Raw genomic sequence first — 22,275 nt, forward strand, 5'->3', positions numbered from 1 at the left:
TTGATCTTTCCTACCTGCATTTCTATACACTCCCCTTGGATAAGCTATTTATACAACTGGCCATTTTTCCTTTCTTAATACGTTAAGAAGTTCAGGACCAATCTTTAAATTGCTTTGGACTAGCTCAGAGGGAGTAAGGGCCATCCATTGATTTAACGAAACATCCTGAAATCTATCACTTTTAAATATTTCAAGGAACCATAATGTCTCTGTGCCGGTATTCTCAATGTAGTGACCATTTGCAAACGGTACGTACCCTACATCTCCTGCACGATAATCGAATGTTCGAGCCACACCATTTGCAGCAAACACTGTCATACGCCCTTGTCCTTGCAGGTAATATTGCCATTCGTCATTATTCGGGTGCCAATGCAGCTCTCTCATTGCACCAGGCTTAATCTCGACAAGCGCTGCAGCGATATTTTTTGAAATAGGAAAGTTTGTTGAATCCACAATTCTAACGCTACCACCAGGAGTATTAATAGGAGTTTGGGCAAGCAGGCGATGCTTGAAGGTTTGAGGGACTGTACCGTATGGGGATTGTACTTTTTGTGTGTCTAGAGGTCCTGGAACTTTATCTTGATAAATATAGACCTGTTCTTTTGGAATATGATTAAAAGCACTCAAAGGAGCACCAAAGTTAGAGGACAGTACATCTTTAGGAGTACGAGCAAACCAATCAGATATTGAAAATGTACTGAGATCTGAAAAATGTCCATCATCAAACACCAGTAGAAATTCACAGCCATCATCAAGACCTTGTATGGAATGCGGAATTCCAGGTGGGAAATACCATAAATCTCCCGGTCCTACATCAGCAATGAAATTACGCCCATATTGATCGACTGCTGTAATGCGTGCATGACCAAGAAGCATATACGACCACTCTGCTTGTTGATGCCAATGCAGTTCACGTACTCCACCTGGTGTCAAACTCATATTAACACCTGCCAATGTAGTGGCGATTGGCAAATCACGAACAGTAATTTCTCGAGACCAGCCGCCATGTTTTAAAACCATATGTGTATCAGAAAAAGAGAATTTTAAATTTGGTACAAGTCCAGCATCTGTTTTTGGAGGGACAAGCAAATTTGGATTTTCTAGATCCCTCATAAAATCTCTCGGCCCTTTATCAACCCACCCTGCCCCGTCTTTCCGAATAGGCTGCGGAACATAAGAATAGCCCTCTGGCATGTTCTCCAATGATTCACCTCTTCATAAAGAAATCGTTATGTAAATATGTATGGATTTTTTACTGGAATTATTCTTTCCCTCTCAGCTTTGTTGCGAGGATAGCAGAGGATGTTGGTGTTAAATAGATTTCGGTAGCTCTTAATTCCTTATGATTTAACCAAAAGTCCCTAACCTTATCAGGCCTCCCTCTCCATTCTTCTGGAAAATGTTCTTCTGGTGTAAAATCGTCCATCACTAACATACCTCCAACTGCTAATGCCTCCAATAGTTGCACGCCTTCAATCGTTTTAGCAGCTGCTGCATCAGCAAAAATAAATTGAAAAGGACCTTTCGCTATCACTTCTTTCCAGTCACCTACTAAAAATTCTGCCTGCTGATGACGAAGTGTTTGAGCAGTTGCATCGATTTTTTCCTTTGCATGATCAACTGAGACAAATTGAACATTTGGTGCAATGGTAGAAAGAATCCAAGCACTGCCTACCCCAAAGCCAGTCCCGACTTCAAGGATTGTCCCATGTGTGATTTGACCAACAAGTACTGACAGCAATCTTCCTGCCTCATCTGAGCAAGAATGCTTGAAATCATGTCTTTGGGCTAACAATTTACATGCCTTCACCATTTCCGGAATATATGTATTGGAGCGATATTTCGATACCATAATGACCAACCACCTTTACGATTTTACACTATATATTCGCTTTTTCCCTTAAAATCCCTTTGTAAAACATTACTTCCTTTAGTAAAGGTGCTTTTCAAAGTAATCGCTACTATGTATAACGGTTTTAGTCTGACGCCTCCTTAAAATGCTTAACCCATCTTATTATTTTAACTATATTTACAGTTGGAATGTTATCGAATAATTTTACATATATTTACTTCGGGATAGCTTAGTATTATGCATCGCCCCAAACGTCATTGCAGTTTGCTATCCCACCGTTATTTTAATTTCCTAGATTAAATAAAGTATTCATAGCATAAAAAAGTTAAAAGTTGTACCGATGCATGGCAATATCTATTCCCGCTTTACTAAAGGCTGTCTTTATTTTCGCTACTGTATATTCAACAAAAGAGATAGTTGACCAAATTAATAAATTAAATTTTAGAACGCAGTTTTAGTTGCTCTTTTTTGATTTAAACCTCTTTCATTTCGTATGATGACACTGCGGCTATTTTTATGATAAAAATTACATATATTACATAATATTGATAGCGGAATCATAAATTTTCCATTACAAATAATAACAAATCGTTTATAATACTATTTGAATGAAAAAACACGATTCGGTTGGTAGTCCGGATGCATCATTAATATGATGTCAGTAACCTTCCCCTCCTCGGGATGTCCATCATTCGATTTTACTATGAGGAGGGACCTACTATGAAACTAACCATTTTTTATGATGGCCAATTTTATATAGGGCTAATAGAAACCATTTCCGAAAACAAATACAAAGCATACAAGTATACTTTTGGGAATGAACCTAAAGATCAAGAAGTCTTTGATTTTGTAAATAAAAATTTGTTGGATTTTATCAAAAATAATGATAAACATGATGGAATACCTATCCAACAAATTAAAATGAAGAAAATCAACCCTAAAAGGCTTCAAAGAAAAGTTGCAAAAGAACTAAGAAATCCAAGTATCACCTCTAAGGCCGAGGAAGCGATAAAAGCAGAGCTGGCACTTAGAAAAAAAGAAAAATCTATTACCAATAAACGACTTAAAGAAGAACGCAAAGAATATATTCGGAATATCAAAGTTCAAAAGTCTAAAAATAAACATAAAGGTAGGTAATATCATTCTTTTTACTGACAACTAATGTTGTCAGTTTTTTTATTAGGGATTTGCTAAACTTTTAATATCCCCCCACTTTTCTCCAGAAGGATTAGGAGGATATTGAAAGTGAGTTAATTTTGTCAAATTTGACCTCCGCCAAACTTCGCTGATAGAACCGCGAAAAAGCTTGTTAGCAGCGAAACTTTATGGTTTAGCGGCGTTCTTTGCTTGGTTGGCAGCGCAATTCTATGGTTTAGCGGCGTTCTTTGTGTGGTTGGCGGCGAAACTCAAAGTTTTAGCGGCGAATTCCAACGTGAGCTGTAAAATTTAGGAAAACTAAAATCAAGCTTGAAAAACTTTGTATAAAATTTTACACAATATTAAGGACTTGACACGCCAAATCTACATGTTCTAATAACCCGCTATCATGGAGCCATTTTTCGTTCATCCATCCACCTACCCATTTAATGCCTTGCTCAAATATCATTATTTTTTCATCGGGAACGACTATGACCCATGCCATGAATCACTCTCTTGTCTACAGCATTTATCTTTCATACCCGTAAGATGAGTGTGGTTTTTGCCACAGGACATTCAAAAAGCGGGCTTCTTTAGAATCTACTTGAAACTTCATTTTTTCTTGCTTGCAATTTCAAATAGGATATTTAAGCCTTTTTCCAGCTCTACTTCTGTTCCATAGGCATATGATAATCGAATATGCTGAGTATCTTGCGGATCGTAAATATAGCCAGGATTAATGAGAACTTGTCGATGCAATAGCTTGGTGAATAACTCTTTATCTACGATTGGCTCGTGAAACTTTAGCCAAATATAAAAGCCACCTTTCGGCTTATCCCAACTAGCAATTTTCCCAAATTTCTCTTGTAATATACCCTCAACAAAATTGGCCCTCCACATTAATTCTTTCCGCAAACTCTTAATATGCTTTTCATACTTCCCTGATTGCAACCAATGCAGCACAATTTCCTGTGAGATGGCGCTTGATCCGTAATCTGTTTGCATTTTTATATCTGCTAATCGCTCAATTACTGTAGTTGGCCCAATTAACCAGCCAATACGAAGTCCGGGGCTTAATGTTTTCGAAACACTGCCAATATAAAGGACTTGCCCGCTTTCATCCATTGATTTAATTGGTGGCGTTGCAGCTTCAAAGAGCAATTCATGATAGACGTCATCCTCAATGATAGGAATACGAGATTCTTTACACGCTTGATATAGTTGCCTTTTTTCAAACGCTGTCCATACTCCACCAGTCGGATTGTTTAAAGTGGGAACAGCATAAAATACGGCCTGCCTTTTTCTTTTCTTTTGGGCTAACGTTTGTGCGAGCTGTTCATCACGATCGATAGACAGCATTTGCATACCTACAGACTGGAAAGGATGGACTGAATTTAAATAAGACGTCTGTTCCTGGAATACGATAGAACCCTGTTCAAGTAGTCCTACAGCAATCAACTGCAATGCTTGAAGTGCACCAGATACAATACAAACATTTTTCGGCTTTGCATGAATCCCTCTTTTTTTCACATATTCGCAAATCGCTTCTCGAAGTTTATCGCTACCTTGTGGTGATGAATAGCCTAACGCTTTCGGCTGCAAAGAGAGCTCTTTCAAAGAAGCTTCAATTTCAGTGGTGGGCAATAAACTAGGTGCTAGCTCGCCAGTGCCCAATCGAATGATATCTTCTCGCTGCTCGTATTCATTGATTAATTGAATAGTAAGATAATTAGGCTTATGGAGACTTGTGTCTATGTACTTTTGCCAATTTGGTTGTGTTTGTACAATTAATGAATCCCAGGAATTTTGTGCCACATAAATACCTGAACCTACTTTCGATTCCAATATTCCTACTGCTTTTAACTCTTCTAACGCCTGTTGAACAGTACTACGGTTTACCCCAAACTGCATCGCTAGCTGTCTTTGTGTCGGTAGCTTTGTTCCTGCCACCCAATCCCCTCGTTCAATATGTTCAGTAATCCACTGAATAATTTGCTGCTGTAATGTCATGTCTCCCTCTCTACTTGGTTGCCAGCTCATCCGTATCACCTCAAACTTTCGAAATTGGATGGCTTAAAAACCATCCAATTGGTCGTTTTCTTTTAGTTATAACATATTTAAAATGTTTAGTGAAAGGAGGTATTTCATTGGAAGCATTTTTACATGGAATGATTTTAGCATTTGGACTTATTTTGCCCCTTGGCGTACAAAATGTCTTTGTCTTTTCCCAAGGTGCAACACAGCCCCATCTAGTTCGTGCCTTACCCGCCAGCATCACTGCCTCAATTTGTGATACGCTTCTAATACTACTTGCGGTATTTGGTTTATCTATAATTGTGCTGCAATTTGAGTGGTTGCGTATCACCTTGATGAGTGTAGGGATACTTTTCTTACTCTATATGGGCTATACAATTTGGCGCTCAAATCCTGCATCTACCGATAATAACGAAGCACTTCCTGTAAAGAAACAAATTTTATTTGCAGTTTCGGTCTCTCTCTTAAATCCACATGCTATTTTAGATACAATAGGTGTTATCGGGACGAGTGCTTTAAAATATAGCGGGACGGAGCAAATGTTGTTCACTGCATCATGTGTTTTGATTTCTTGGTTATGGTTTTTCGGTCTTATCATTGCTGGAGCATCCTTAAAAAAACTAGATAGCTCTGGTAAGCTTATGAATATTTTTAATAAATGCTCAGCGATTTTTATTTGGGGAACCGCTCTCTACCTTGTTAGTGGTTTACTGTAATCTATGACATTAAAAACGCTCAGTATCCTGTTTTTATGAAAAGCCAAAAGTTGAGTAAGACTGTTATATTTCCTGATCCTAAATACAATGAGCTGAACTAATTTCGATAGAGTTCAGCTTTTATTTTTGTTTAAAGATATCTGTAAATTTAACTAACGGAGCAGAGCAGTTTTAAAAGCGAAGTATTCCTGGGAGTTCCAAAAAACAAGTGATTATAGAAGTTGTTAAAATTACATATTGAAACTCTTATTTAAAACGTTTAATAATTTCTTCTCGTGAGTATTCATCAATCCAATCTCCGTATTTTTTATATAAAGGGAATATAGTTTCTTTATTAGTTGCGATGACCTCGCATCCTCTATCATCATAAATAAAAAAGATCACATTTTTAGTCATATTTATAAAAAACACATCTGGATAGTTTGAACCTGGCCCCCATTGTTTATCAAACCTAGGTTTTAAGGGGAAATCCTCATTACACGCTGCTTTAATAAGCAATGGAAATTTCAAATCTTGTTTGCGGCACTTTAGGGAAAATCGACAAGTATAATAATCGTCAACTTCATCAACATCAAATACATACGGTAAAGTTTCTTGTCTTAAATGGCATTTTAATTTTTTATTTTTTACATAGCGATCATAAATCTTTATTCGATTTTTCTTAATTGTATTAGACCTGTGCAGATAAACATTCGTAACCAGAAAAATTTCATCCAAATCAGAAAAAAGTTCGTTGAAAATGGACAATGCTTGACTGTAAACGCAGTCAAACCTTTCGTTATTCAGACTACCATCATCTTTAAGCTGATAAATCCCTGTCCCTAATTCAAAGTGAATTCCAATACTCCATTGATGATAAAGACTAGGTGCCAAAGTAAGCCCTGGAAAAGCATTATGTAAATATTGACCTACATCTATCGTCATTCACTCCATTCTTTCTAGTGATTACTATCATTATTATACTAACCTGCGCCGTTAGTGAAACGTATCTATCAAGAACCCCTTGTTACCAAGCAATGGTTATTAAGTCAGGTTCAACGAACTCTATTACAAATTTAGGTGATGGGCAAAATACATACTGTTGATAGGCATCTTCTGCTGCTAAATGAATAATATTTTCAATAACCTTGGATAGTGGCATCTTTAGCCAAGGTAATGTACTGTAAGGTGGTAGGTCGTCTTGTAAGAAAAGATAAACTGGATTCTCGGTGTAAAGTTCTTCACAGTTTAAAAACGATGCAACCTTATCGCTATTAACATTATGTATCACGAATTTGTTATTCATTTTCTCTAAATCTAGACTTACCCATTCAATTATTGGGATGCTCGCAATAAATTCAGTTTTCATTTTCGCCTTTTCCTCAATATCTATCAGCATAATACTTTCTTTAGTTGAAAACGGCTCCAACATCCAATCTAATTGCATCTGCAATTCATCATTTCTTTCTTTCTCTTTTTGCTTTTGTAAGAGCAACGCTAATCTTATTTTCCGATCATTCGTGTTCATAGTACACCTTCTCTTCTTACTTTCTCTCAACAATAACTGGAATTTTCTGCATTTTATCAAACTAATCTCTAATTTATCTTCCCATTCTACTAGCTTTCACCCAAAATGCTATAGCGTTTAATCTAATTTTTTTATAAATAAAACTCTGTCTTGATTTGGTCCGTCATATTCGGAATTTACTGATAGACCATCAACAATTCTATCTCCATCTTCCATTTCAAAACCCATCTTCGTATGATAGGCAATCGAAGCTTTGTTGACAGGTGACGTTATACATCGAACAATACTTCGATTATTTTGTTTTACAACATAAAAAAATTTATTGTATAATTGTTGTCCAATATGATGCTTTCTGTACTCAGGATGCACTCCAAGAAAATGAATATACGCCTCATTTGAATGAGTTTGAGAAAGGAATCCTATTAGAAAGCCTACAAGTTTACCATCCTTTTCTGCAATGAAACTCGTTTGTGTAAAATGGTCGAAGAATAGTTTTGGTAACTTATCCGACATATTCCTGCCACCCCACCACTCATTGATTAGCGGTGAAATTACATAGTAGTCTGAACCTGTAACTGAACGAATTTCCATTTTAATCCCCCTCGTATTTATGTAAAAAAATTTTTAAATTATCTTAAAAATCAATGGAAAACCATTTGTTCCTTCGCATCCTGTGAGGTTATCCTCATAAAACCGTAAAATCTTTCATGCTTTCTCCAAGAATATAGTGGGAAAACCACATTAAATTCTGCTTCATAATTGCCACATTAATTCCTGGCTGGTCAGAACTATATGCCATTCCTTTAAAAATAATTAATTCTGTAGCAACTTCCATATCCTTCAATCCTTGATATAGCTCATATGCATTGGGAGTTGGTACTCTTGCATCCTGTTCGCCATGTTGAATTAAAGTAGGAGTACAGGCCGATTTAATATATGTCATTGGTGATGTTTTAGTATATACCTCTGGATCATTCCATGGATCATTTCCTAAATACGTCCTTATGAAGTAAGGTATATCAGTATTTACATATTGGGTTCTCCAATTCGTTATTCCGCCTCCAACAGAAACAGCTTTAAATCTACTACTAAATGTAGAACAGAAAGCTGCTATATATCCCCCGTTGCTCCAGCCCATAACCCCTACTCTATCTTTATTTGCCATCCCTTTATCAACTAGTTGATCCACTCCAGATATAACATCATCGTAGTTAACAATCCCTAGTTTTCTATAATTTGCTTTTAAAAATTCATTACCATAACCAGAACTTCCTCTATAGTTTGGTTCTAAAACGATAAAGCCTTTTTCGATAAACTGTTCAATAGGATATTTCTCATTAAAACAGTTCGAAAATATTGGAAATGATGCCCAAGCTGGACCACCATGGACTACCACTAATAAGGGGTATTTTTTATTCGCGTCAAAGTCGACTGGGGTTGATAAAACTCCCTCTATTTCAAGACCATCACTACTTTGCCATGAGATTATTTCCCTATTACTTTTAAGCTTTCCTTTGAAAAAGCTATTTTCACTTGTTATTTTTTTATCGTCTAAATAAATTTCAAAGGTTTCATTTGTTATAGCCTTATTATAGGATAGATGATTTCCATCCCGTGTTATAGAAGCATCCATAATAAAGCTATCTACTTTATCGCTTAACATTTCCACAGAGCCATTCTCAGATAACAACCCAATAAGATAATTAGTTTTATTCTGCCATCTAATTAATATTCCTTTAGCTGTCCACTGTAATGGCATAACCGTACTATCAAAATCTGTTAAAGGTTGAATTAGCTCTCCATTATTCATACCATATATTTCTAGCGTACTGTCTTGTATATGGGTCTTATAATAATCCTTCTCCCTTATGCTTGCTGAGTAACATATTTTGCTACCATCAGGAGAAAAGCAAACATTCCCTGCCAACAACTTATCTATCGTTATCTTTTGTAGTTTCCTAGCTTTACTATCTAGTACGTATAGAACGCCATTATTATAATCTTCCATATTTGGACTTGGTGTAGCCATCAATACAACCTTTTTCCCATCATTTGAAATATCAAATTCATGAACATGAAAATCCTTACCATCAGTTAGTTGATTAACAACTCTATTTTCGTGTTCATCTTTATCATTTTGTATCACTTTTTCTATTTCAATATAATATAAACAATTTTTCTGGTATTCCTTACCTATCTGATGGAAATCTCCATATAGTTCCTTACGTTTCTTTATCGCCTTAGATTCTTTTGATGGTGCAACATAATATAAACCCTTACCAGTAGGCTCCCATTTGAATTTACTGACCCCTTCTTTCTCATCAGTAATTTGAACACCCCTATAATCATCTTTAGACTTAACAAAGATCTGGTTTTTCTTATTATGCCCATCATCAACTGGACTAAGGTATGCGATAGCTCTAGAATCTGGAGACCATAAAGGGTTTGAACTATCCATATCCCCAGTTGTTAATGGGGAACACTGCCCCTTATCTTTTTCATATACCCATACATGATTCCTATAAATATTGTCTTTCCAGTTAGCCATCTTCTTGACAAATGCTACGTTTTTGCCATCATCACTTATGTTTGTATCGAATAAGGTTGGTAATGAAATAATCTCTTCTATACTTAAATATGTTTTTTCATTCCTTTTCATTAATAGTCCTCCTCATTAACTCTCTTCCAATAAAGTTAGCTGGGACAGGGCTTAATTCTAATTCTCTCGCCCACACAGAAAGTTGACCCATGTGGTGTATTTCGTGCGTAATGATATGGTGTAATATTTCATCAACAGTATATGTATCTTCATCCCAAGAAACACTGACTAGCTTTTCTTTTAAACTCCCTAAATTTGTTGCTAAAAATTCAGCTATTTCATTTCGTGATTTAGCTGAAAGAAATTTAACCTTTTCAAGTGTATTGTAATTAACAAACTGAAATGCTACATCTTCTTTCCCTTGAATACCACGAATCCAACTATATTCCACATCAATTATGTGAAAAAGTGTATATAAAATATTTCCTACCCCACCCCTATGGTCTTTTAACAACTCTTCAATTGTCAGTTGATTGCACCAATCAAACCATTGATCTCTTACTTGCCAGTTATATTTAAAGAATTTAATCATTGCAGGCGCTCCAATCAAACTTATTACATAATATTTCGATATAAATCCAACTTTTTCCTCCCCAACAAACTTGCGTTAGTTTAAATATGATTCTTTACAAATTCTTGATATTCGATAAGTACATTATGTATTAATTTCTTCAAAGTGTTCATTCGTTTACTGTAGCGTGTAACGACGCTGCAGCTTTATCTTTTTCAATCGCCATGAACTATTTGAAACCTTTTCCATTTTTTATACGTAAAGTAAAACAGTATTCCTTTATTTTTATTCGGAGGTATTTACATGAACTCTTTTGCACTTATGGCCTTTTCTTTTGCTTGTTTATCATTCACCTTTGCTGTCTCAGCTGATGCTAAGATTAAAAAGTTAGAAAAACGGATTGAAGAACTTGAAAGAAATAAGTAATTACTTAAATACTTAGTGGAATTATAGAGCGTTTACTCGCTCTATTTTTGTTTAATTCCCATATTCTCCAGTGTAGCTTTGTCAAAAAGACGGATTGTTCGTCTATGATAAAGTCTAGAGATGATTTTGAATTGGATATTTATGTTAAAATTAAAAGTAGTTTATAAAGATAGGAAATAAAAGGAGCGTGGTTGAAATTATAACTTCATTATCCGCGGTGCTTATAATTTTTTTTATAATGGCTTTCGTTCTTACTTTTAAACGTTCTTGGTCACTAAATTTTGTGATATGGGGCATGTACTTAGCGATATTTTTTACGCCTATATTCACAGTTGCTGGTTCATTCATTTATGCAGACATAAAAAAAGACGGATTTGCAGGATTAGGATTTCTGACTTTATTCGTGCCACTTGAAATCATTGCAATCCTTATATTTATTGTTGGTTGTATAGGCTGTATAGTAAGTAAAAAAAGAAACAACATGAGGATCCATCTACGGTCGATTTAGTTGAATAAGGCTAATTTACACTTCATTATAGTCAATTTTTTTAAAAGGAGTTTTTCCATTTATTTATTCCTCGCTACACAATTTGTTAGAATATTTACAGAATACTATACTTTTATATAACTCAAACTATATCTTTAAACACAAATAAGCTGAACTAATATTAAAATTAGTTCAGCTTAAAAAATAGCCGATTTCTGATTGTGTTAAGTGCATTATAAAATATTAATTTTTGGTCTTACTTGACCACTTCTTCTGTGGATCAGAGCGTTTGAAACTTACCCGATCATAAAGAATTTTATAGCTTGAAATAAACAGTAACTTTTTCATCAAACACTTCTGTCTCCATATATTGTTCACTATGATGGTCACTCACATAATGAATATCCTTCACATAATGAATATCCTTTAATAACACATTTGCCTTTAGTACCGCTTCGTGCTGCTGGATGATGGTTATTGCTTTAGCACTTCCAGTAATCGAAATCGATACATATTGCTCAACAGGCAGTTTCCATTGTTTGCGTGTATCTTGAATTGTGCGAATTAACTCCCTAATTTGCCCTTCCTCAAGTAAGCTAGATGTCAGATGAGCATTGATAAGAACTCGGCATGAAGCATCTTCTGCTAACATATACTGGTCCTTTACAATGGATTCGGTTAACACGTGGGATTTTAACAATGTTACCTGTTCCCCATCGATCGATAAAGCTATTGAACCCGTTCGCTGTAATATATTTTTCTCCTCGTCATTTAAATTCACTACATAATCCTTTACTTTGTTCACTCTAGCTCCAAATGCTGCACCCGCTGTTTTAAAATTAAGCTTATAATGAACCGTTTCGTAAGCTGAAAAATCATATGTCCAAACGCATTCTTTAATATTTAATTCATCCTTCACGAGCTCGCTATATGGTTGATAATCTGTTAACTCGCCTTCTACAGAAACAATGATTTCACTTAATGGCTGCTTTACCTTGATTCCTTGACTATTACGGATGCTACGGCCAAGCTCTACGACTGTTAAAATATTCGCCATCTCTTTTTCAAGCGTAGCATTAACGAGCGATTCATTGTATGTTGGGTAGTTTTGTAAATGAACACTTTTTCCTGCTAATTGTCGATATAAATCTTCCGCAATAAATGGTGTGAATGGCGCTAGTAATTGACAAATTGTCGTTAGTAGCTCATACAGTGTACTATAGGCACCTCGTTTATCCTCTGTCAGCCCATTTGCCCAAAATCTTGCTCGTGAGCGACGGATATACCAGTTACTTAGTTCTTCCACAAGCTTGCCGATTTCACGTGTTGCCTGTGTAAATTGATAGTCATCCATTGATTTTGTCACAAGCTGAATTGTATGATGTAACCGAGAAAGTATCCAATGATCTAGCTTTGTACGTTTACCTATCTTTTCAGCATCGTACTGGAAGCCATCTATTTCTGCATATAATTGATAAAATTTGAACGTATTATCTAGTGTATCGACTAACTTTGATTTCGCATCCATCACAATCTTCTTAGAAAAGCGTTTAGGATTCCAAGGAGAACTGTCCACTAAGAATGCCCATCTTAAAGCATCTGCTCCGTACTGTTCTATTAGTTCAACTGGCTCTAATGCATTCCCTTTGCTTTTCGACATTTTCTGCCCATGCTCATCTAAAACATGCCCTAAGGAAAGGACATTTTTATAAGGTGCCTTCCCTGTAAATAAAGTCGAAACCGCTAATAAACTATAGAAAAAGCCTCGTGTTTGGTCGATGCCTTCGATGACAACATCAGCAGGGAATTGGTTGTGAAAAGTAGTAAGGTCTCTAAAAGGATAATGATGCTGCGCAAATGGCATGGATCCACTATCAAACCATACATCGATTACTTCTGGTGTACGTTTCATGTCACCACTACATTTCGGACAAGTACACACAACCTTGTCAATATACGGTTTGTGAAGCTCGATGCCTTGGAAAGTGTCTTTCGCTAATTCTTTTAAAGATGCCATACTATTTGCCGCCTCTTCATGACCACAATCCTGACAAACCCACACATTTAGCGGTGTACCCCAATAGCGATTACGGCTAATATTCCAGTCCACTAAGTTTTCTAAGAAATTGCCAAATCTACCGTGTTTAATGTGATCAGGATACCATGTAACTTGTTCATTATTTTGTAAAAGTTTATCTTTCAATGAAGACATATTGATAAACCAACTGTCAGTTGCGTAATAAAGCAATGGTGAATCACAACGCCAGCAATGAGGGTAACTATGCTCATATTTTTCCTTATCAAACAATAGCTCCTTTTTCGCAAGCATTTTAATAATATCGACATCACAATCTTTCACAAATTTACCGGCAAGCTCTGGAACCTCTTCTGTATAGCAACCCTTTACATCAACAACATTCACAAACGACAGCTCATTTTGCTGTACCGTTTTATAATCGTCCTCCCCATACGCAGGTGCGATATGGACGATACCAGTTCCACTATGCTCTGTGACATAATCCGCTAATACAACGACATGCCCCTTACTCACTTTGACATAAGAAAATGGAGGGGTGTACGACACACCTTCAAATTCATGCCCCTCATGTTCACTTAACACTTCAACAGAATCAGCAAAAACTTTATTCACTAGTGATTTTGCTACGATATAGATTTTATTGTGCTGCTTCACTCGAACATACATAAGCTTAGGATTCATAGCTAATGCAACATTAGCGGGTAATGTCCATGGAGTCGTTGTCCAGCCTAGAAAATATTCATCTTTATCCTTTAGCTTAAACATTGCTGTGACAGACAAATCCTTTACATCCTTATAGCCCTGTGCAACCTCATGAGAGCTTAATGATGTTTGACAGCTAGGGCAATATGGTGAAACCCGGTGCCCTTTATATAAAAGCTTTTTCTTGTGCACGTGACTTAAAATATTCCAAACGGACTCAATATAATCATTACTTAGCGTTAAATACGGGTCATCCATGTCAATCCAATAGCCAAGCTGTTCCGTAAAGGAGCGCCATTTTTTCTCATAAGTAAAGACACTGCCCTTACACTCTTGAATAAATTGTTCAACACCATAGCTCTCAATCTCTTGCTTGCCAGAGATACCTAGCTTTTTTTCCACGCCTAACTCTACAGGCAAACCATGTGTATCCCAGCCAGCTTTACGTTCAACCAAATAACCTTGCATCGTTTTATATCGAGCCACAACATCTTTAATTGTTCTGCCAAATGCGTGACCTACGTGTGGTAAACCATTCGCGGTTGGCGGACCTTCATAAAAAACAAAAGGCTTATTGCTAGAACGGTTCGCCACAGACGCTCGGAACGTTCCTTCTTGTTCCCACAATCGACGAATCCTTGTCTCTCTTTCTACAGTTGTTTCTTTTTTCACTTCGACTTGCATGTACATTCCTCCTATACTAAATGTATAAAAGGCATACAAAAAACCCCGTCCCAAGTAAGGGACGGGGTTAACCGCGAATACCACCCTAATTCTATTGAAGCAACGTTCAATAGCACTCAGCAACGTACAATCATACGTGTTCTTTTTAACGGTAGACACCCGGATTAGCTTACTATGTTCAGCCAATCTTCTCAGAGAGGATCTTCATGTAACACCTGCACACCGACTTCCACCAATATGTCGGCTCTCTGTAGAACAAAATGAAACACTACTCTTTCTCATCAACGAATTTGTATGCTTTTATTGTCACTCATCTTAACAAACTAATTTTTGTCTGTCAATAATTACAAAATACTAATATTTTGTTCATTTCCGTTCCGACCACATGACATTCATTATAATAAAATATTACCCTCAACTTTTGATGATGAACCAATTACCTATAATTCATCGAGACATGCTTCGATGCTCTTATGAAGAGCTGCGAACTTAGGCTTTCCATTTGTTTTAATATAAAAGCTTTTTAAAAAGCTTTTACAGTTAAAGAGTAAAATTCTGTGATGCTGTAGATCAAGCTGTCCTTTTCTTATGCTTAAAGCGGAAGGTAATTCTTCCAGTAATTTTATAATCTCTTGCTCCTCTAAACCGTGTTCCAGCATTGTGAAAATAGGTACTAAAACCCGTTCATCTTCATTGTGAATGAAAGCATAATTTTCTTGCAAAACGGCGTTCCATAATGTGCTTATAATTTCGCTATAAGAGTCTTTATTTAATTTTGGATTTTTCACCAATTTATTGATCGCATCAGCCATATGTGCAACACTATGAGCCCATCCTTTACCAGGCACGTAGCCTCTTACATCTGTTTCAGCTGATAAATAAGCTAGTAATTGATCTTTACAATCATTTATTTTGTGCTCAGATAAAAAATCATCTGCATTATCCCTATGTAAAATAAGTGCGATAAGAAGTGACGTAAATGTGCGCGTAAAAACTAAATCTGATTCGCTTTCTTCGATACCCTTATTAAGCGAATTATTCAAACTATAATCTAAAAGCTCTGTTAAAAGAGAATGCTCAAGTAAGTTTTTTTCTAAAATTAAATCATAAAACGAACCATATATTAAGTCATCTCTCAGTTCGCTATCTAATGAACCGATATGAAGCATCATTGATTGTACAATTTGTGTTTGGTCCTCTTGCTGCCATGTTTTATTTCCACTGTTTATGTCTGTTAATATTTTTTTTAATTCAATTTCCTTAAGTAAGCTATTATTTAGTATCATATCCAATCTTTCTCCCCTAACCTTTTTAAAAGAATTTGCTTAACCATCTTTTTATGATGCCCCTTGTTTATACAAACGCTTACATCAATTGTACCATAATCCAAATACAGGAGGAGTTTAAAAAAGCCAGACATTCTTGGAATTTTTGAATGTCTAGCCTTAATTTAATTATTCTCTTCTAGTATTTTTATGCTGTCTATAACCGCATTCCTTATAATAGAGTCATCATCCCAAAAATCTCTGCTATATTTAACTTCAACATAGTCCCCAAGCGACAATGTTGTAGGGGCATCAATTAATGGGAACCATGTACCATTACCATGTTTTTGTACGATGTCCTCTATTGATAATTTACCAATATTCGAGACATCTGCATTCGAAACGACTAAAAATTCATGTTCTTTGATTGCAACGACTACTCCACGTTTTGAATGGATTCCTTTTTCTCCCGCTGGAATATTATATTTCTTACGTAAGGCTGCTATTTCTTGACTATAATGTCCCTCTAAATAATTCAAAGCATCTCTTTCCATTAATAAATATTGCATCGACTTATTTACACCTTTGTATTGATCTTTTTCTTGCTCCAATAGTAACTTGGTTGTAACTATTTTAATAGAGAATGGTTTTATATATTGTTCGATAAATTCTTCTCTTGTAAGATTCAACATTTGTAATTGTTTAGCAAATTTTTGATTTTTAATCTCTTCCGTCAACATTCCAAGCTGTTCATCAATTTGTTCTTGCGTAGGTACTATCCCCTTTGATCGAGCGTAAGCATATATAGATTCAACCTGTAAAAAGGATTCAAACTTATACTTCTTTTCATCATCGGACCATTTCTGATCATTAAACCTTGGATCCTCTCCCAAATAAAAGCTTAGAAACTTTTCATCTAAAACAGTCGGTAAACTTGCTGATTGCTCCTGACTTCCGTTGAATTGGGTATACAGAAATATTCCAATACAAACTGTTAATATAATAGACATTACACTATATTGCCAACGCCAAGATCTTTTTTTCATCTCACGCTGTTCCAATTGCTGTACTACATTGGTCATAACACGCTTTTTGCTTTCGGTTAAATCCTTTAATACCCTCACATCGACTTTACTCATGCAGTAGGACCTCCCATTCAATATGCTGTAACTTCGGCCTTAATAGCTCTCGCCCACGACGTAGCCTTGTTTTCACAGTACTTTCAGGAATACATAAAAGCTCGGCAATATTTATAACAGGCATTTCCTCAAAATAAAAATAAATAAGGACCTCACGCTGTTTTAATGGTAGTGCTAGGATGGCGTTTTCAACTAAGGTTTGTTCATCCTGCTGCACGAGCATGTCCCTTTTCGTGACAGCCTGCTTGGCAAAGATTTTCTGTTGAACTTGTATTTTACGATATGTCCAGCTGCGTAAATAGTCTTTACTTTTGTTAATGACGAGCCTCGATAAATATGCCCGTAGTTCTCCTCTTTCTTCATAGTTTTGCTGATTATCGTAAAATTTAATAAATACATCTTGAACGATATCTTCAGCACTTTGTAAATCTTTGACGTAATAAAAGGCAAGTCGGATGAGCCTTTCTGTATGCTGCTGCATTATTTCTTCGAGTTCTTTAATTTCAAGCAACATCTCTCCCCCTCTCTGCCCTATAAACGGTGTTCACAGTATAGAGGTTTGTTTTATGTTGGATTTTTTTAAATAAAATCTGTTTATGATGGATTTTTCTCTGCTGTCCTCAGTTCCGGACTCAATTATTTTAAATTTTCAGCAGAAAAAGGTGCAATGACCTCTTTTTTTGTTGAAGAAAGCACAATATTAGTTGATGGCGTTCCATAAGGCATTGCGTCATCGATAAACATCTCTAATGTTTCTACTGAGTTGGTCGCAATTTTGACGATATAACTAATTTCACCCGCGACACGATAGCACTCTAGGACATCGGGATGTGCGTTACAAAAATTCGAAAGACTTTTACAATCAATGGATTTAAATAAAATAATAGCCTGAATGTCGCGATTCAACTTTTTTAAATTTACTTTTGTGCTATAAGCTTCAATAATCCCCTGCTCTTCTAATTTTTTAACACGCTCAATAACTGCTGGAGAGGATAAATGAACCATCACCGCTAATTCCTTCATCGAAATTTTTGCATTTCGTTGCAATTGCTTTAAAATTTCTTTATCTATTTGATCCATACATATCCACCTTTTTTAATAAATTAGATTTCTTAGAATTCCTTTTATTATAAAGCAATTCATCTGAATTACATTATACAGCTTCTGTCATTAGATAGCCCTTTTCTTTACAATTAAACATATAAAGGAGGTATTACCAACATGAAAAAAATATTATTACTATTAGCAAATGGATTTGAGGCTGTTGAAGCGAGTGTTTTTACAGATGTACTTGGCTGGAATAAATGGGAGGGCGACGGCACAACAGAGATCGTGACAGTTGGATTACATCAGCAATTGCAATGTACATGGAATTTTAACGTAGCTCCCGAAAAATTGCTGCATGAAATTTCATTAGAGGATTTTGATGCACTTGCGATTCCTGGTGGATTTGAGGAAGCTGGATTTTATGATGATGCTTTTAGTGAGGAATTCCAGGCGGTTGTTCGTCATTTCGATGAACATAAAAAACCGATTGCAACGGTTTGTGTAGCTTCCCTAATTTTAGGTCATAGCGGAGTGCTGAATAATCGAAAAGCTACTACTTATAATCATCCAACAAGTAAACGATTAGCACAACTACAATCCTATGGTGCAGACATCGTCAATGAACGAATTGTTCAAACTGAACATATTATTACATCATCAAATCCTGGAACTGCATTCGACGTTGCATTTAGCTTACTCGAAATGCTAACATCTGAGGAAAATACAAAAAAGGTTAAGGATTTAATGGGATTTAAATAATTTTAAGAAGCTGTCTCCCCTAAACGTTTGGAGACAGCTTCTTTTCTATTTAATTTGATATTAATTGATAGAATTTCGATCCTAATTCTTTATTTTTTGTAACCAATGAAATCGTTCTGGATCTCCCAAAATTATGAATAGGTAAAGCAAAAAGTTGAAGATGACCGATATTTTTAGCCATTAGCTCGGGTACAATCGTAATTCCCATTCCAGAAGTTACAGCCCCAAAAACGAAATCACCAAAGTTCACTTCACTTATGATATTCGGTGTGTAACCAAGTGATTGTATTTGTTCTACTATATCCTTCCTTGAATCACAAGGAGCTTGATGAACAATAAGCGGTTCCTCACACAATTCTGCAAGCTCAACTGTTGTTCTTGAATTAAAACGATGATTCACAGGAAACACTGCATAGTAAGGTTCCGTAAACAATTCCCAAGTCCACAAAGATTCTCCGGTATATTTGGCATCCACAAAGACTGCATCAAGTCTACCTTTTTCTAAAGATTGTAGCAGTTCGTTTGAAGTATTTTGAATCATTAATGTTATAGGTCGATCTAGTAACTTAAGTTTTTGCATTTTGTTTGGCAAATAGTAAGTGGCTAAGCTAGGCAGAGCACCAATAGCAATAGGATTGCTTTGACTAAAGAGCTGCAATTCTTTACGAATGGCAGATATTTCAGCCAAAACGGGTGTAATTCGAGTGTAGAAACGTTCACCAGCTTCTGTTAATTCGATACCAATGGATGTCCTATGAAATAGTTCGATGCCAAGATTATTCTCTAAGTTTCGTATATGTTTACTTAGTGCAGGTTGGGATAGATTCGTAATTTGAGCAGCTTTAGAAAAACTTTTTTGATTGGCAGCAGCAATAAAACTATGTAACCATTCTGTATTCATTGTATTCCTCCATACCCTATAACAATTTGTTATATCCCTATAAAATAGTGATTGTTCCATATTCAACGTTTTTTAGTAACCTATTAAATATAGATGGTACTTCGATTATAACATATTGTTATAGGTTATCTAATCGATATAATACTTAGCATTATTAATATATGGAGGTTCTATAAATGAAAAATGTTTTATTATTATCCTTTGGCATGTTTGCCTTAGGTTTTGATGCCTATGTGATCGCAGGGCTTCTCCCAGGAATTAGTGATACGTATCAAAAAAGTACAGCGCAAGTTGGCCAAGCTGTAAGCATTTTCACGTTATTTTACGCAATATCAGCGCCGGTATTTTCTTCTTTACTTGCTGGAAAACCAATTAAAAAAATCTTAATATGGTCAATGTTTATCTTTACGATAGCGAATAGCATCACAGCTTTAGCGCCGACCTTTTCTATTCTTCTACTATCGAGAGCAATTGCGGGAACTGGCGCTGGCTTATTTTCGCCTTTAGCTGTAGCGGCTTCTACAAAGTTTGTTTCTAGTGACAAGAAAGGAAGAGCTCTAGGATTGACTATAGGGGGCATGAGCTTGGGAACAGTGCTTGGTGTTCCTTTAGGCATCTATATATCGAACGTATTTGATTGGAAAGTAACACTATGGCTATTAGTATTAATCGGAGTCATTGCAGTTTTATGTATGGTTATTTTTTTGCCTGATTTCCCAACAACACCTCCCCCTGCACTTAACGAACGATTAAAAATGTTCCTAGATAAAAGAGTAACTATAACCGTATGTATAACATTTTTCGCCAGTGTTGCGAGCCTAGGATTATACACATACCTATCTCCCTTATTAGAAGAAATGGCAGACTCCAGTAATATTACGATATATCTTTGGGCATGGGGCTTCGGTGGCTTAGTTGGAAGTATAATGATTGGTTACTTAATCGACTATTTCGGAAAACCAAAATCTTTAGTTACAATCATTTTATTTACTTTAACTTTATCCTTTATTTGTATACCAATAATGATTAGCTTACCTATATTAAAGTACTTACCGTTCTTTGTTTGGGGCGTAATGGGGTGGGCATGCCAAGCACCTCAACAACATATTTTACTATCGTTTCAGCCGAAAAACGGAAGTTCTGCAGTAGCATTAAACAGTTCAGTAAATTATTTAGGCAGTGCAATCGGTGCAAGCTTAGGCGGTATTGTACTTTCCTTACACATTGGAACAATAACATTGATTTATTTCGCAGTAATCTCTATGTCCTTCGCCATTTGTTTACAGTTCTTTAGCTTGAAGAACAAATCTAGTGTTTAGACAAATTAATAATTGCGGTTTAACTATTGACTTGATGATTCTATTCGTCATTTTGATAGTTAGAATGGCAACTTTAACTGGGTAATCTTTCATTTTAGGATGGGACTTTCCGTCGTTTTGGCCTTTCTTTCCGTCGTTTCGATGGGGCTTTCCGTCGCTCTGGCGATTCTTTCCGTCACTTCGGCGGGGTCTTCCGTCGCTCTGCCGATTCTTCTGTCAAGTCCTTTATATTGTGTAAAATTCTATACAAAGTTTTTCAACCCGATTTTAGTTCCCCTAAATTTTACAGATTATGTTAAAATTCTCCACTAAAACTTTGAGTTTCGCCGCAAACCACACAAAGAACGCCGCTAAACCATAAAGTTTCGCTGCTAACAAGCTTTTTGCGATTCTATCAGCGATGTTTGTGGTTCTATCAGCGATGTTTGCGGTTTTATCAGCGATGTTTGCGGTTTTATCAGCGATGTTTGTGGTTCTATCAGCGATGTTTGCGGTTTTATCAGCGATGTTCGCGGTTCTTCGTTGTTTCGTCCGTTCTTTCCTTCGTTTCGATGGGGCTTTCCGTCTTTGGAGGTTCTATCCACGATTTCGGTCGTTCTATCCACGATATCGGTTGTTCTATTCATCATTAAGAGTTCTATCTACCATTATCGAGGCAATAGCACGCCCAATATCTGTAACTATTAGTAAACTATTTCGTCTAATTGCAATAGAATGAAATTTTTGGAGGCAATCTAATGAAAAAATTTTTGTTTCTAATTTTGTTGGTAAGTCTTTTTTTGGTTTCTGCTTGTACAAATGGGAAAACGCAATCATTAGAAAGCTTTTATAAGGATGCAAAAATTGAAAAAATAGATAAAGTAGTTATCCAAGATGGTTCAACTGGTGCTTCAAAATCGATAACTAGGCAAGAACAAATCAATGATTTCATTGCTCTAATTAAAGATATAAAGTATACTCCGCAAGACAATCAAGAAGCACGTGTTGGATGGAGATATGGGATTACTCTTTTTGATAGTGAAAGAAAATTTAAATTCACATTAAGTGAAATTGATAATACCTACTATGATTCAAACCCGGATATTTATCCTATTGTAGAAAACTATTACAAACAGTTGGAAACTGAGTAATTAACCAATCCACGCATTTTTT

21 protein-coding genes and 1 other annotated feature are annotated in these 22,275 nt (G+C 36.0%); of the genes, 6 read left to right on the forward strand and 15 right to left on the reverse strand.

Annotation, left to right across the window (positions count from 1 at the left end; genetic code table 11):
- Positions 1 to 48: 48 nt before the first annotated feature.
- Positions 49 to 1,194, reverse strand: a complete 1,146-nt coding sequence (locus MY533_RS11505; protein ID WP_248719196.1) for an oxalate decarboxylase family bicupin — start codon at positions 1,192 to 1,194, stop codon at positions 49 to 51.
- Positions 1,195 to 1,261: 67 nt separating this feature from the next.
- On the reverse strand, positions 1,262 to 1,852 hold the full coding sequence (locus MY533_RS11510; protein ID WP_248716049.1) for an O-methyltransferase: 591 nt from the start codon (positions 1,850 to 1,852) through the stop codon (positions 1,262 to 1,264).
- A gap of 720 nt (positions 1,853 to 2,572) precedes the next feature.
- Between MY533_RS11510 and MY533_RS11515 the strand changes: the two genes are divergently transcribed.
- On the forward strand, positions 2,573 to 2,989 hold the full coding sequence (locus MY533_RS11515; protein WP_248716050.1) for a YjdF family protein: 417 nt from the start codon (positions 2,573 to 2,575) through the stop codon (positions 2,987 to 2,989).
- A gap of 352 nt (positions 2,990 to 3,341) precedes the next feature.
- On the opposite strand, the gene MY533_RS11520 is transcribed toward MY533_RS11515, so the two are convergent.
- Positions 3,342 to 3,494, reverse strand: a complete 153-nt coding sequence (locus tag MY533_RS11520; RefSeq protein WP_248716051.1) for a hypothetical protein — start codon at positions 3,492 to 3,494, stop codon at positions 3,342 to 3,344.
- A 107-nt stretch (positions 3,495 to 3,601) separates the two neighbouring features.
- A complete protein-coding gene (locus MY533_RS11525) occupies positions 3,602 to 5,029 on the reverse strand; it encodes an aminotransferase-like domain-containing protein (protein WP_248716052.1) in 1,428 nt (475 codons plus the stop codon).
- 107 nt (positions 5,030 to 5,136) lie between these two features.
- Between MY533_RS11525 and MY533_RS11530 the strand changes: the two genes are divergently transcribed.
- Positions 5,137 to 5,739 carry a LysE/ArgO family amino acid transporter gene (locus MY533_RS11530; protein WP_248716053.1) on the forward strand — a complete coding sequence of 201 codons (603 nt, stop codon included), beginning with the start codon at positions 5,137 to 5,139 and terminating at the stop codon, positions 5,737 to 5,739.
- Between the two features lie 246 nt (positions 5,740 to 5,985).
- Here MY533_RS11530 and MY533_RS11535 read toward each other — a convergent pair whose 3' ends face one another.
- From MY533_RS11535 to MY533_RS11555, 5 genes are all read right to left on the reverse strand, one after another.
- A complete protein-coding gene (locus MY533_RS11535; RefSeq protein ID WP_248716054.1) occupies positions 5,986 to 6,663 on the reverse strand; it encodes a DUF3885 domain-containing protein in 678 nt (225 codons plus the stop codon).
- A gap of 82 nt (positions 6,664 to 6,745) precedes the next feature.
- Entirely contained in the window at positions 6,746 to 7,246 is a 501-nt protein-coding gene (locus tag MY533_RS11540; protein ID WP_248716055.1) for a hypothetical protein, read from the reverse strand.
- A gap of 117 nt (positions 7,247 to 7,363) precedes the next feature.
- Positions 7,364 to 7,837, reverse strand: a complete 474-nt coding sequence (locus MY533_RS11545) for a GNAT family N-acetyltransferase (protein ID WP_248716056.1) — start codon at positions 7,835 to 7,837, stop codon at positions 7,364 to 7,366.
- A gap of 94 nt (positions 7,838 to 7,931) precedes the next feature.
- Entirely contained in the window at positions 7,932 to 9,905 is a 1,974-nt protein-coding gene (locus MY533_RS11550; protein WP_248716057.1) for a S9 family peptidase, read from the reverse strand.
- A complete protein-coding gene (locus MY533_RS11555; RefSeq protein WP_248716058.1) occupies positions 9,892 to 10,377 on the reverse strand; it encodes a DinB family protein in 486 nt (161 codons plus the stop codon). The genes MY533_RS11550 and MY533_RS11555 overlap by 14 nt, the downstream gene beginning before the upstream one ends.
- A 282-nt stretch (positions 10,378 to 10,659) precedes the next feature.
- Between MY533_RS11555 and MY533_RS22135 the strand changes: the two genes are divergently transcribed.
- Positions 10,660 to 10,782, forward strand: coding sequence for a hypothetical protein (locus MY533_RS22135; protein ID WP_256469405.1), 123 nt, complete (start codon positions 10,660 to 10,662; stop codon positions 10,780 to 10,782).
- Positions 10,783 to 11,585: 803 nt separating this feature from the next.
- Here MY533_RS22135 and ileS read toward each other — a convergent pair.
- The 5 genes from ileS to MY533_RS11580 form a co-directional block, all read right to left on the reverse strand.
- Positions 11,586 to 14,693, reverse strand: a complete 3,108-nt coding sequence (gene ileS, locus MY533_RS11560) for an isoleucine--tRNA ligase (protein ID WP_248716059.1) — start codon at positions 14,691 to 14,693, stop codon at positions 11,586 to 11,588.
- A gap of 54 nt (positions 14,694 to 14,747) precedes the next feature.
- Positions 14,748 to 14,987: a binding site (T-box leader), on the reverse strand.
- A gap of 146 nt (positions 14,988 to 15,133) precedes the next feature.
- Positions 15,134 to 15,979: a DUF2785 domain-containing protein gene (locus tag MY533_RS11565; protein ID WP_142510468.1), complete on the reverse strand. Its 846-nt coding sequence runs from the start codon at positions 15,977 to 15,979 to the stop codon at positions 15,134 to 15,136.
- 164 nt (positions 15,980 to 16,143) lie between these two features.
- Complete coding sequence (locus MY533_RS11570) at positions 16,144 to 17,097, reverse strand: YobA family protein (protein WP_248716060.1); 954 nt, start codon at positions 17,095 to 17,097, stop codon at positions 16,144 to 16,146.
- The gene (locus MY533_RS11575; RefSeq protein ID WP_248716061.1) at positions 17,090 to 17,611 is read right to left on the reverse strand and encodes a sigma-70 family RNA polymerase sigma factor; all 522 of its coding nucleotides are present in this window, start codon (positions 17,609 to 17,611) and stop codon (positions 17,090 to 17,092) included. Before MY533_RS11575 ends, MY533_RS11570 begins: the two co-directional genes overlap by 8 nt.
- Before the next feature lie 122 nt (positions 17,612 to 17,733).
- The gene (locus MY533_RS11580; RefSeq protein ID WP_248716062.1) at positions 17,734 to 18,177 is read right to left on the reverse strand and encodes an Lrp/AsnC family transcriptional regulator; all 444 of its coding nucleotides are present in this window, start codon (positions 18,175 to 18,177) and stop codon (positions 17,734 to 17,736) included.
- Positions 18,178 to 18,318: 141 nt separating this feature from the next.
- Here MY533_RS11580 and MY533_RS11585 point away from each other — a divergent pair, with 141 nt between their 5' ends.
- Complete coding sequence (locus MY533_RS11585; RefSeq protein ID WP_248716063.1) at positions 18,319 to 18,903, forward strand: DJ-1/PfpI family protein; 585 nt, start codon at positions 18,319 to 18,321, stop codon at positions 18,901 to 18,903.
- A gap of 49 nt (positions 18,904 to 18,952) precedes the next feature.
- Here the strand turns inward: MY533_RS11585 and MY533_RS11590 are convergent, their stop codons facing one another.
- A complete protein-coding gene (locus MY533_RS11590; protein WP_248716064.1) occupies positions 18,953 to 19,804 on the reverse strand; it encodes a LysR family transcriptional regulator in 852 nt (283 codons plus the stop codon).
- Positions 19,805 to 19,980: 176 nt separating this feature from the next.
- On the opposite strand from MY533_RS11590, the gene MY533_RS11595 reads away from it, so the two are divergent.
- Both MY533_RS11595 and MY533_RS11600 read left to right on the forward strand, forming a co-directional pair.
- Complete coding sequence (locus MY533_RS11595) at positions 19,981 to 21,123, forward strand: MFS transporter (RefSeq protein ID WP_248716065.1); 1,143 nt, start codon at positions 19,981 to 19,983, stop codon at positions 21,121 to 21,123.
- 737 nt (positions 21,124 to 21,860) lie between these two features.
- Positions 21,861 to 22,253, forward strand: coding sequence for a hypothetical protein (locus tag MY533_RS11600; protein ID WP_248716066.1), 393 nt, complete (start codon positions 21,861 to 21,863; stop codon positions 22,251 to 22,253).
- Positions 22,254 to 22,275: the final 22 nt, after the last annotated feature.

The organism is Lysinibacillus sp. Ag94, assembly GCF_023242215.1.
Lineage (GTDB): Bacteria > Bacillota > Bacilli > Bacillales_A > Planococcaceae > Lysinibacillus.

What these genes read in the sequence shown, in the direction of transcription:
- MY533_RS11505 (WP_248719196.1), bottom strand. Translation starts at nt 1,194, where the DNA reads ATGCCAGAGGGCTATTCTTATGTTCCGCAGCCTATTCGGAAAGACGGG.
- MY533_RS11510 (WP_248716049.1), bottom strand. Translation starts at nt 1,852, where the DNA reads ATGGTATCGAAATATCGCTCCAATACATATATTCCGGAAATGGTGAAG.
- MY533_RS11515 (WP_248716050.1), top strand. Translation starts at nt 2,573, where the DNA reads ATGAAACTAACCATTTTTTATGATGGCCAATTTTATATAGGGCTAATA.
- MY533_RS11520 (WP_248716051.1), bottom strand. Translation starts at nt 3,494, where the DNA reads ATGGCATGGGTCATAGTCGTTCCCGATGAAAAAATAATGATATTTGAG.
- MY533_RS11525 (WP_248716052.1), bottom strand. Translation starts at nt 5,029, where the DNA reads ATGAGCTGGCAACCAAGTAGAGAGGGAGACATGACATTACAGCAGCAA.
- MY533_RS11535 (WP_248716054.1), bottom strand. Translation starts at nt 6,663, where the DNA reads ATGACGATAGATGTAGGTCAATATTTACATAATGCTTTTCCAGGGCTT.
- MY533_RS11540 (WP_248716055.1), bottom strand. Translation starts at nt 7,246, where the DNA reads ATGAACACGAATGATCGGAAAATAAGATTAGCGTTGCTCTTACAAAAG.
- MY533_RS11545 (WP_248716056.1), bottom strand. Translation starts at nt 7,837, where the DNA reads ATGGAAATTCGTTCAGTTACAGGTTCAGACTACTATGTAATTTCACCG.
- MY533_RS11550 (WP_248716057.1), bottom strand. Translation starts at nt 9,905, where the DNA reads ATGAAAAGGAATGAAAAAACATATTTAAGTATAGAAGAGATTATTTCA.
- MY533_RS11555 (WP_248716058.1), bottom strand. Translation starts at nt 10,377, where the DNA reads ATGATTAAATTCTTTAAATATAACTGGCAAGTAAGAGATCAATGGTTT.
- MY533_RS22135 (WP_256469405.1), top strand. Translation starts at nt 10,660, where the DNA reads ATGAACTCTTTTGCACTTATGGCCTTTTCTTTTGCTTGTTTATCATTC.
- ileS (WP_248716059.1), bottom strand. Translation starts at nt 14,693, where the DNA reads ATGCAAGTCGAAGTGAAAAAAGAAACAACTGTAGAAAGAGAGACAAGG.
- MY533_RS11565 (WP_142510468.1), bottom strand. Translation starts at nt 15,979, where the DNA reads ATGATACTAAATAATAGCTTACTTAAGGAAATTGAATTAAAAAAAATA.
- MY533_RS11570 (WP_248716060.1), bottom strand. Translation starts at nt 17,097, where the DNA reads ATGAGTAAAGTCGATGTGAGGGTATTAAAGGATTTAACCGAAAGCAAA.
- MY533_RS11575 (WP_248716061.1), bottom strand. Translation starts at nt 17,611, where the DNA reads ATGTTGCTTGAAATTAAAGAACTCGAAGAAATAATGCAGCAGCATACA.
- MY533_RS11580 (WP_248716062.1), bottom strand. Translation starts at nt 18,177, where the DNA reads ATGGATCAAATAGATAAAGAAATTTTAAAGCAATTGCAACGAAATGCA.
- MY533_RS11585 (WP_248716063.1), top strand. Translation starts at nt 18,319, where the DNA reads ATGAAAAAAATATTATTACTATTAGCAAATGGATTTGAGGCTGTTGAA.
- MY533_RS11590 (WP_248716064.1), bottom strand. Translation starts at nt 19,804, where the DNA reads ATGAATACAGAATGGTTACATAGTTTTATTGCTGCTGCCAATCAAAAA.
- MY533_RS11595 (WP_248716065.1), top strand. Translation starts at nt 19,981, where the DNA reads ATGAAAAATGTTTTATTATTATCCTTTGGCATGTTTGCCTTAGGTTTT.
- MY533_RS11600 (WP_248716066.1), top strand. Translation starts at nt 21,861, where the DNA reads ATGAAAAAATTTTTGTTTCTAATTTTGTTGGTAAGTCTTTTTTTGGTT.